Source organism: Longimycelium tulufanense, assembly GCF_014645795.1.
In the GTDB taxonomy this organism is placed as follows: Bacteria; Actinomycetota; Actinomycetes; order Mycobacteriales; family Pseudonocardiaceae; genus Longimycelium; species Longimycelium tulufanense.
Genome location: NZ_BMMK01000026.1, coordinates 1 through 8657, shown reverse-complemented (window position 1 = coordinate 8657; position 8657 = coordinate 1). Strand labels below are relative to the sequence as shown.

13 protein-coding genes are annotated in these 8657 nt (G+C 65.7%); 5 read left to right on the top strand and 8 right to left on the bottom strand.

What is annotated here, in order from left to right:
• Window positions 1-265: 265 nt before the first annotated feature.
• Complete coding sequence (locus IEY55_RS22680; RefSeq protein WP_189060560.1) at window positions 266-859, top strand: hypothetical protein; 594 nt, start codon at window positions 266-268, stop codon at window positions 857-859.
• Between the two features lie 73 nt (window positions 860-932).
• Here the strand turns inward: IEY55_RS22680 and IEY55_RS22675 are convergent, their stop codons facing one another.
• Complete coding sequence (locus IEY55_RS22675) at window positions 933-1946, bottom strand: CU044_5270 family protein (protein WP_189060559.1); 1014 nt, start codon at window positions 1944-1946, stop codon at window positions 933-935.
• Window positions 1927-2463, bottom strand: a complete 537-nt coding sequence (locus IEY55_RS22670; protein WP_189060558.1) for an RNA polymerase sigma factor — start codon at window positions 2461-2463, stop codon at window positions 1927-1929. Before IEY55_RS22670 ends, IEY55_RS22675 begins: the two co-directional genes overlap by 20 nt.
• Window positions 2464-2883: 420 nt before the next feature.
• Between IEY55_RS22670 and IEY55_RS22665 the strand changes: the two genes are divergently transcribed.
• On the top strand, window positions 2884-3309 hold the full coding sequence (locus tag IEY55_RS22665) for a hypothetical protein (RefSeq protein ID WP_189060557.1): 426 nt from the start codon (window positions 2884-2886) through the stop codon (window positions 3307-3309).
• Between the two features lie 8 nt (window positions 3310-3317).
• On the opposite strand, the gene IEY55_RS22660 is transcribed toward IEY55_RS22665, so the two are convergent.
• From IEY55_RS22660 to IEY55_RS22640, 5 genes are all read right to left on the bottom strand, one after another.
• The gene (locus IEY55_RS22660; protein ID WP_229686647.1) at window positions 3318-4016 is read right to left on the bottom strand and encodes a hypothetical protein; all 699 of its coding nucleotides are present in this window, start codon (window positions 4014-4016) and stop codon (window positions 3318-3320) included.
• Window positions 3994-4185 (bottom strand): hypothetical protein, encoded by a 192-nt coding sequence (locus IEY55_RS22655; RefSeq protein ID WP_189060555.1) that lies wholly within the window; start codon window positions 4183-4185, stop codon window positions 3994-3996. Before IEY55_RS22655 ends, IEY55_RS22660 begins: the two co-directional genes overlap by 23 nt.
• A 99-nt stretch (window positions 4186-4284) precedes the next feature.
• Window positions 4285-4713, bottom strand: coding sequence for an NUDIX domain-containing protein (locus IEY55_RS22650; protein ID WP_229686646.1), 429 nt, complete (start codon window positions 4711-4713; stop codon window positions 4285-4287).
• Between the two features lie 142 nt (window positions 4714-4855).
• Window positions 4856-5452: an HD domain-containing protein gene (locus IEY55_RS22645; RefSeq protein WP_189060554.1), complete on the bottom strand. Its 597-nt coding sequence runs from the start codon at window positions 5450-5452 to the stop codon at window positions 4856-4858.
• Window positions 5453-5454: 2 nt separating this feature from the next.
• Window positions 5455-6516 (bottom strand): helix-turn-helix domain-containing protein, encoded by a 1062-nt coding sequence (locus tag IEY55_RS22640; RefSeq protein WP_189060553.1) that lies wholly within the window; start codon window positions 6514-6516, stop codon window positions 5455-5457.
• Between the two features lie 434 nt (window positions 6517-6950).
• Here IEY55_RS22640 and IEY55_RS22635 point away from each other — a divergent pair, with 434 nt between their 5' ends.
• A complete protein-coding gene (locus IEY55_RS22635; protein WP_189060552.1) occupies window positions 6951-7226 on the top strand; it encodes a hypothetical protein in 276 nt (91 codons plus the stop codon).
• On the opposite strand, the gene IEY55_RS22630 is transcribed toward IEY55_RS22635, so the two are convergent.
• Window positions 7223-7789, bottom strand: a complete 567-nt coding sequence (locus IEY55_RS22630) for a helix-turn-helix domain-containing protein (protein ID WP_189060551.1) — start codon at window positions 7787-7789, stop codon at window positions 7223-7225. The two genes, IEY55_RS22635 and IEY55_RS22630, sit on opposite strands and share 4 nt — an antisense overlap.
• Before the next feature lie 142 nt (window positions 7790-7931).
• Here IEY55_RS22630 and IEY55_RS22625 point away from each other — a divergent pair, with 142 nt between their 5' ends.
• Together IEY55_RS22625 and IEY55_RS22620 are read left to right on the top strand one after the other, a co-directional pair.
• Complete coding sequence (locus IEY55_RS22625) at window positions 7932-8177, top strand: helix-turn-helix transcriptional regulator (protein WP_189060550.1); 246 nt, start codon at window positions 7932-7934, stop codon at window positions 8175-8177.
• Complete coding sequence (locus IEY55_RS22620) at window positions 8174-8575, top strand: helix-turn-helix domain-containing protein (RefSeq protein ID WP_189060549.1); 402 nt, start codon at window positions 8174-8176, stop codon at window positions 8573-8575. Before IEY55_RS22625 ends, IEY55_RS22620 begins: the two co-directional genes overlap by 4 nt.
• Window positions 8576-8657 lie beyond the last annotated feature (82 nt).

Below are 8657 nucleotides of genomic sequence, written 5' to 3'. Positions count from 1 at the left end.
CCCCCCCCACCACTCCATATCCCCTCCCTGTCCCGTGCTCTTGCGGAGTTCCGCAAGATTCTGGTCTTCCTGCTCTGTTCGCTGACTGCGTTGCTCTCTTCGGAGGACATTACTGATGTGGTGAGGGAGGGTGCAGGAGTGCCCCAGATACGTGATCTTGTTATCACCCGCAGCGCGTAATCGCACCTATTCCCTGTGTGATCCGTTGGTCGCTAACGTCCTCCTCGGTCACTCGACCGAGTGACCGAGGAGGAGGGGTACGAGAGTGCGTGTGATGTTGAGACGGCTGGCGTCGTCGAGCGTGGCGATCTGCGCTGCGCTGGTGTTGGGTACGGGGGTCGCGCAAGCCCAGCCAGCGGATGGTGCGGCGCCTGTCGAGGGCAACACAACTGGCCCGTACTGCTCGACGTTGGTGGGCAAGGCTGCGGTCGGCGAGGTTTCGCCGGTGCTGCACCGCACGTGTTCGGACGTGTCTGCGGACAAGGCTGATGCACAGCTGCTGCAGTGGCGTGCACAGTATCGATCCAGCGCGTGGTTGGCACCGCAAGCGGATGCTGTGGTTGTCATGCACTGGTACGAGCACGCCCATTTCGGTGGCCGGCACGATCGAATCTGGGGTGATGGCGGTCCGTGTGACAGCGCTGGCTACACGCTGGACCCAACGACGTTCTGGCCCTGGAATTACGACTGGTCACGGAACTTGAGTTCGGCGTTCGGGCAGAGCTACTGCTCGAAGGCGGAGTTCATCAACCTGGCGAAGAACGACAAGCTGGTCGCGTACGGCATGGACCAGCATGGGATCGCAGATCTGGGGAGTTTCAACGACAACGTGGGGTTGATCCGGACCAGCCGCGGCTGAGGATGCCTACGTGAGGGTGAGGAGGGGTGGCCTGCACCGGCCGGTGGTGCAGGCCACCCCTGGCACGTCGGGTTCACGGGCGCGTTTCGGTGTCGGGGACGTAGCCACCGTCAAGCCACAGGGTGTAGTGGACGGTAGCGGGCGGGTCCACGGGGACGTGTAGCCCGTCGAGGGCGACGTTCTCCACAGCTGTGAGGAAACCCGTCTCGGGATGGAACACCAGGTAGAGCCGTCGCACCTCGGCATAACCGTTGCGGGGGTCACGGGCCATCGTGCTCACGGCAACACCGCGCCTGCCGGCGCGGTCCGTTGTGGCGCCCTCGACCCTGATCTCGGGTTGATCGGCCAGGACCCGCGGGATTGCGGCTCCGAGGGCCGGGGTGTGTGCCTGCCGTTCCCACAGACTGGTGGCGCTCTCGAACCATTGGGCGGTCGTGCGGCCAGCGCCCTCGCGAGTGATGCGTGCCTGGAGTTGCTCGGCGGGCTGATCCCACATCGAGTCATCCGCCGAAGGATCAGGATGGTAGGTCGCATCAGGTGTGCGGGTCGGCCCTGATCCCACCGGCACATCCATGTGAGGAGAGCGGGGGTCATCACCTTCCGGGGTGCGGACCATGCGACCGGTGCCGTCGCGGGCGATCCACGTTTCCTCAACAAGCTGGTCCACACCGGCGCCCATGGTGCCGAACACGACGTGCTGGTCGGTGACGATGCTCCAGCGCCGGCTCCGGGAGTAGAAGTACGGACCCGTGCCCGAAGGAGGCGGCTGGCGGGAGGCCCGCTCGGCGAGCGAGAGCAGAAGCCGGCGAGGGTCGCTCTCCGCGAGAGACTGGAAGGCCAACGGCGGCAGGGCAGCAACATCGGTGCCCCCGGAGCGGGCATAACGCATCACCGCGAAGGAACCTCCAGCAGCCGCGGCGACGCCAGCAGCGGCAGTAAGAAGAATCGCGCGCCGGCTGAGCCGCCGGCCTCGCCTCGACGTCTCAACTGCGGGTTGAGGACGGGTGAACGGTGGGATGTCGACGTCGGCTTCCTGGGGACGCTGCGCAGCGATGCGGTCCAGGGCGTCACGGCTGTGTTGGCTCACGAGTGGTCCTCCCCTTGGTCACGGTGGCGTCAAGGCGGTCCAGCAACGCGGTGACGCGGCGCCGGGCTCGGTGCAGCCGCATCGTGAACGCATGCGTGGAACAGCCCAGGACGACGGCGGCCTGCTGCGGCGACAGGCCGTCCCAGCAGATCAGCAGCAAGGTCTCCCGGTCCCGTTCCTCCAACTGAGACAAAGCGCTGAGAACGGTGATGCGTTCGACGACAACCTCAGACGCCGCCGGTTCTTGCGGAAGAACCCGACACCCTTCCAGCTCGACAGCGATCGCATTCCGGTCGTTGGTACGTCGCCAATGAGCGAGGACCAGGTTCCGGGCCGTCGCCAACAACCACGGTAGGGGTGGATCGGGCACGTCGGCGCGACGACGCCAGGCGATCAGGAAGGTTTCGGCGACGATGTCGGAGACCTCGTCAGCGGGCAGCCGGTGGCGGGCGTAGGCGTGGACCGTGCGGTAGTTCTCCTGGTAGAGGGTGGTAAAGCGGTTCTCGTCCCACTCCATCGAGATCCTTCGACGTCGGGTGTCGCGCCAGGCGTGACGATGCTGTCACCCAGTCCATGTCGCCAGCGGTCCGGATCTCACAACCCTGACAAGGTTTTGTTACTCGGTGCGTACTCGCTTCGACGGCCCGCTGCCGACGACCGGACTGCTCGGCGGTCGGCACAGCCGGCGTCGCGGGCTTGTCGCAGTGATCAGGCAAGCCACAGCGAACCGCGCCCAGCCGTGTCCGGATTCCTGCTGGGTGCCCGGAGTACTTGCCGCTCCGCCCGGACGTGGTCATCGAGATCGAAATGGACCTCGCCACCCGAAGGGGATCGCTACCGGCGTCGATCTCGTGTCGCGTGGGTCCTCAGCGACCCCCAACCTACCCCGCTCGTCCATTAGGGTGAAGGTGTTCGGCTATGGGAGGGAGCCCCCTGAATGGCGAGGACCGCCCAGCACGCCGAAGCCGCTGCCCGTGACTGGTGGCAGCAGGCCGGGCGGGGCCTCTCCCCCGACGGCTACGCCGGTCGAGCCGCCCTCATCGTCGCGACGAACGCGCTGGCCGAGGCCGTGGCCACGCTGCTGTCCGAGCAGGGGATCATCGCCGCCCTGGACCGGGTGCGGCACGACCCCGTCGCGGGTTCAGCCGAGGTGGTCACGCTGACACTCGACTGGGGCGACCAGCGGGTCGTCATCCCCGTCCTGCCGAGCGAGCGCACGTGGCGGGTGTACCGGGAGCCGGACGGCGACGAGCCGCTGGGCGAGCCGGTATCCACGGCGACAGTGTCGGAGGACAAGGTCGAGCCGAACGGCTGGGTCCCGGCCCGGGCCATCACCGAGCAGCTTCTCCAACTGCTCCGCTGAGCCCGCGGTCACCACATCGTCAGCTTGCCCACCGCGTCCGTGGGGTGGCCGGACTCGGGCGGAGTGACCTGGTAGCCGAGCTTCTCCAGCACCTCGGCCGCGGCTTGGGGCGAGTCCCGCACCGCTGTCTTGATCTGAAGCCGGCGCCACTTGGCCCGGCTGGCGTTGACAGCCTGCCGCCACCCATGGCGGCCGTCGAAGCAAACGTCCTCCAGCAGGAACTCGATGACGTCCTCGAGCGAGAACCTGAACCGAGGTCCACCGGCCGGAAGATGCAACCGCTCCATCGCGTGCGGGTGGCTGTGGCCTGCTCGGGACAGCACGTGGGACAGGGCTCCGCGGTGGGCGTGAACCTGGATGTGGGCGCAGGGAACGCGGGCCGTTGGAGACCGGAGGTACTCGAAGCGGAGGATCGGGGTGCGATCCAGCGCTGCGGTGAGGATGTAGGCGGATTCGTCGACCGCGAGGTAGTGTCCGGATCGGTCCGCGCAGCAGCGGAGCTTGATGGTGAGGGTGGCAAGCAGTTCACCGTCAACCGTCAGCGGCACCCGATCTTTATCAGCGATGACGTACCTGTCTCCGTGCCCTCGGGCGGTGATGGTGGGTGCATCGTCGAAGACAGCGGCGAGAAGATTGTGAACGTCGCGGGCGAAGTCGTCAGCTCGCTCAGCGAGGTTCCCGGTGTCAGCAGGATTCCGACTCGCCAAGCAGGTATGCGACGTCCTTGAGCTCTTCCCACGCCTCCCACTCGTCGCCAACCAGGGACGCGTTCTGGGCGCGCTGCTGGAACTCTTCGAGCGTGACGTGGAACCGCTGCAGGATCTCGTCGCGTCGCTGCAGCAGCTCATCTCTCGTGACATGTACCACGTGTGTCATGCCGTCCCCCTCTCGACAGCTCCATGGTGGCCGATCCCCTGACGGGCTCGGCACCGCTGGTGAGGCATCGTGCGCACTGTCACTCAAATGGAGGACTGCTCAGGTCCGGCCCGGAGGCTGCTCGAACCGCTCGGAGTAGTCGGTCGTCCCCTGATCCAGGGCCGCGTAGGCACGGGCGAGCCGTTCCGCCACGTCGGCCCGCAGCAGGCTTCGGGCGACGGTGAGGTCGACGAACCGGAAGGAACTGATCTCCGGGTCGGTGATCTCCAGAGCGGCAGCCTGCTCGGCGTTCAGGACGCCCCCATCGAACACCATTGCCAGGAGGTCGTCCCACGGGCCGTGCGGCACGACCCACTCCACCGCAAGGAGCCGGTCGACCGTGAGGTGGGTGCCGAGTTCCTCGGCAAGTTCCCGCTGCACTGCGGCCCGAGGCGGTTCGTTGGCCTCGACCATGCCGCCCGGAAGATCGTGGAACGGCTTGTATACCGGATCGACCAGGAGGATCCGTCCCTGCTCGTCGCGGATCATCAGCGGAGATGCGTTTCCGGGCCTGGCGTCGGTTGCCCTCGGCGAGGTACGCCCAGCGTTCGTCCTCCTTCTGTTGCTCGTACCTCACCGCCACGACTCACCTCCTGATCCACGCTGACCCGAGACTGGACCCCGGCGACCCCTATCGATCGAACGCTGCGGCAAAGCCTTCCCACCAACTGCCCGGGGACACCTCGAGGGCCACCTTGGCGAGACGTTTGCCTGTTTCCGTCGAGACCGAATCAACCATGGTCTTCACCCACGGCTCCAACTGCGTGTAACCCTCACGCTGATACTCCCGGGCCTGCAGCAAGCATTCAATCTTGTCCGCGTCGCGTGAGCATCGAGCTTCCAACGTGGCGTCCTCAGTTTTCGCAGACTCGTGTTCCTCGATCAGCGCGACGATGTGCTCGGCCAGCACGGGCGGCAGGTCAGCGACCTGGTCCCCAATCACCGATCGGGGGTTCGGTGTCTCGACGTAGCGCTTGCCGACGCTGTGCTGATCACCGATTCGTGTCTCGGGAATGTCATGGAACAACCCCAGGGTTGCCGCCCTGTCAGGGTTGGCGCCCTCCTCGGCGGCAATGAGATAGGCCAAGACTCCTACCCGGAAGGAGTGCTCTGCTACGGACTCCGCATGGCGGATGCCGGCAAGGAGCCAGCCAGCGCGTTGGACGTTCTTGAGGTGTCCGGCCTCGTGGGCGAACCGGACGATGGCGGCAATGAGTGGCTGGTCCATGTTCAGCTCCCGGCGAGGTAGGCGACCTGTTCCAGACGGTGCTTGGCTTGGTCCGACACAAGTTGGTGCTTGCTAGTAACCGCATCGATGGCCCAGCGGATTCGTGTCTTGAGGGAAGGGTTGTCGATGAGGCTACGGCGGCATCGGAGGAGCGCCCATAAGGTGTGGGCGCAAAGTTCTCTGTACGGTGCGTGTTCTAACCCTTTGAGAAGGGAGTCAAGTAAGGCTTGACCGGACCATGCTTGGTCCGTGTTGAGCATGTCGGTATCTGAGGTCCACCTGTCCCCTATCTCGCCAACCCAGTACGCCCAGTAGTTCAGGTTCGCGGCGATGTCGCGGTCGGTGGCCAAGCCCTCACGGACAAAGCGGGTCAGAGGATCCAAGTCACCCGCGACTGCTGCTGAGACTGCGTGCGATCGGAATACGGCCCAGTCGGGAGTCCAGTCCTGCAGGCTGCGAACTCGTCGCACGTCACGAGCCGTGACGTCGGCCAGCCAGTCTTGGGATGGTTCGTGGTTGGCGACGAGGTATTTCGCCTGGCGGCGAAGCATGGCGGCGGTTAGTCCGTCCGTGGAGCGATCGACGACTCTCCTCAGGTCGGCAGCCAGCGCGGCGCGCACCCCGGTCTCGATGGGCAGCTCGGCGCGAACCTCACTGAGCCGTTGTGGTGGAACCCCACTTAGCGGCCATGCCAGCAGCTCCGTGAGAGTTCGGTCCGGCACCACAAGGGCGAGAGGGTGCGACTCAATGCTAAGGGAACCGATGTCGGCGAGGATCGTGTCCGCGGTGAGCGCTTGGTCCCAGACCGCCAGCTGGTTGGGAACGGCGCCGCACGTCTGCAGCAGTCGACGGACACGTTGCAGTTCAGTAAACGGAGTGTTGATCAAGGGTCGGCGGCCTGACTCCCAAGCCTGGACTGTCGTCTTGGCGACCTGGAGTCTCTCGGCGAACAGTTCTTGACTGAGGCCGACGTGTGCCCGGAGAGCCTTCAGAACGGCACCGGTGACGCGGCCAGCCAGGCCGGCCTTACTGCCAGTACGCCCTGACTCCGCACTCCTGGTCACCTGGCGCACCTCCAGTAGAAAAACCCGTACTGGCAGTGAGTCCACAGGGCCTCGCCCGAGCCATATGGTCCCTCGTGGTGCCTCAGCCAGCGGGGTCACCGTAAGGAGCCCCGGCTGGTGCCGCCACACCAGCCGGGGCAGAAACCACTACGTCGCAACGGATGGGGGGCGCCACCGGGGGGCTACGGAGTGCACGGAGGTAGGTACGGCCGCGACACGGGTTGGCGTTTGGTAGGTGGCTACTCCATCCGACTGATCTTGTTGTCTGTTCAATATCTGTCTCGATCAATTGAATGGATGGCTCGTTACACGGGGTGTAGTAGTGATGCAGCACACATACGGGGCACCGGGGGCCACCAAACGCAAGGAAAGGCTCAGCTAACTCCACCATCTGGCGGGACGCCGCCGCCATCAGTACCAGAAGGGGAGTCGCCGTGAACACAGAAAGTGATCTCGAAAGAAACGTCGCGGACGCGGTCGCCAACGAGGCGATCAAGTCGATGCTGCGGGCCCACGGCGAACTCGTTGACGGCAACGAGGTCCAGATCGTGCTGATCACTCGAACCGTGTCACCAGACGGCGACAACGACGACGAGGGCGTCGCCCGCTACGTCCACTGGTACCCGAACGGGAGCATCGATCCCGGCACCAAGATCCGGATGTTGTCGGTGGCCCTGCACAACGTCACGCAAGGACTGGATACACCCTAACGGCGAGGCCTCCGCTGAGTCCCCGGCTTGGACCGCTTCACTTTCTCCTCGTACACCTGGGACTCGGTGAGGTCCGGCGAGATCTTGCGTTCCACCACGTCATGGTGCGCGGGAGCGGGCTGGGCTCCAGTGCCCTCGTCGGCCTCCTCTGGTTCGAGCATCGCCTCGACAACAGCCAACACCGCTTGCCGCTGCCGCTCCGTGAGCTGAGAGATCAGTTCGGCGAGACCTCGCTGGGACACCGTGGGACGACCGCCAGCGCTGGGCCTCTGGAGCAGGGTGCGGTGTTGACGGGGATCGTATCCGGCAAGGTTGAGCGCTTCCGAGGGCTCCACGCCGACGATGCGAGCTGCCGCGACGATGGTCGCTGGCCGCGGGTTGGCAGGCACTGTTTGGCCACCGCCCACGCTCCGTAGCCCCGTCTCCAGCTGGCCCCAGGCGGTCACGGAGAAGCCGGCAGCTTCTGCGGCTTGGCGCTGGCTGAGGCCCGCCTGCTCGCGCGCGACGCGCAGCCGCTCCCCGAGGGGCCAGTGCGGTTGCGGATCGCGCTTCTGGTCGGCCATGGCTCCCGATGATCCCGCACTTAGGGCGCACTAACAAACTAGTGTCATCTCAGGTGAAGAGTTGACAGGCGGAGCTCGACTTCAGCAGCCGAAACACTCCTAAAGCTTGTCTTGTTTACGGTTGTTGTCGTAAAGTGCCTGCATGTCAACTACCGCACACTCATCCTGGGCAGTTCTCAGGGTCGTCAGGAAGAAGGACGGGCACACCCAGGCGTCCCTCGCGCGGGCCGCTGGCGTCACCCGTCAGTACGTGTCGCTACTGGAGCGCGGACTTCGCGCTCCGACCTCCCAGGTCATCGCGAAGTTCGCGGCCGTCCTCAACGTTCCCAAGTCCGTGCTGGAGCCACCTGGTTGGCACGGGTCGCAGGAAGCGGGTGAAGCGGCATGACCACGTCCGTCCAGCCCCGTGCACTGACCGTTCCGCGGGTGGCTGAGCGCCTCAATCTCAGCGAGCAGCAGGTGCGCAGCCTGATCCGGCACGGCCTGCTGGCCGCTCGTCAGCCCGGGCGCCGCTACATCGTCCCCCTTGCCGCGGTCGAGGAGTTCCTGGCGAACACGCAGCGCACGCTGGAGGAGTACGGCGGCGCGCTCTACACCGTGGAGGAGGCCGCCGCGCTGCTGGACCTCACGGTGCGCGAGGTCCGGGAGATGATCCGCCGACGCCAGCTCCACGCCGTCCGGCCCCGTAACCCGTTGATCGCGCCATGCGAGCACGGCCGAATTGTCATCCCCGCCGTCTCGATCGACCGCCTCCTCAACGGCACTCCGAGTGAGGAGGCTGCGTGATGTCCGCCGTCGATCTCACCGCGTTACGTGCCTTGTCCTGCCGGGTCCAAGTCACAGCGGTGGTGACCGCGACTCCGCCGGA

Excerpts from the sequence above, each read along its gene's own strand:
- IEY55_RS22650 (WP_229686646.1), bottom strand. The coding sequence starts at position 4,713 with ATGATCCGCGACGAGCAGGGACGGATCCTCCTGGTCGATCCGGTATAC.
- IEY55_RS22665 (WP_189060557.1), top strand. The coding sequence starts at position 2,884 with ATGGCGAGGACCGCCCAGCACGCCGAAGCCGCTGCCCGTGACTGGTGG.
- IEY55_RS22625 (WP_189060550.1), top strand. The coding sequence starts at position 7,932 with ATGTCAACTACCGCACACTCATCCTGGGCAGTTCTCAGGGTCGTCAGG.
- IEY55_RS22630 (WP_189060551.1), bottom strand. The coding sequence starts at position 7,789 with ATGGCCGACCAGAAGCGCGATCCGCAACCGCACTGGCCCCTCGGGGAG.
- IEY55_RS22620 (WP_189060549.1), top strand. The coding sequence starts at position 8,174 with ATGACCACGTCCGTCCAGCCCCGTGCACTGACCGTTCCGCGGGTGGCT.
- IEY55_RS22655 (WP_189060555.1), bottom strand. The coding sequence starts at position 4,185 with ATGACACACGTGGTACATGTCACGAGAGATGAGCTGCTGCAGCGACGC.
- IEY55_RS22670 (WP_189060558.1), bottom strand. The coding sequence starts at position 2,463 with ATGGAGTGGGACGAGAACCGCTTTACCACCCTCTACCAGGAGAACTAC.
- IEY55_RS22645 (WP_189060554.1), bottom strand. The coding sequence starts at position 5,452 with ATGGACCAGCCACTCATTGCCGCCATCGTCCGGTTCGCCCACGAGGCC.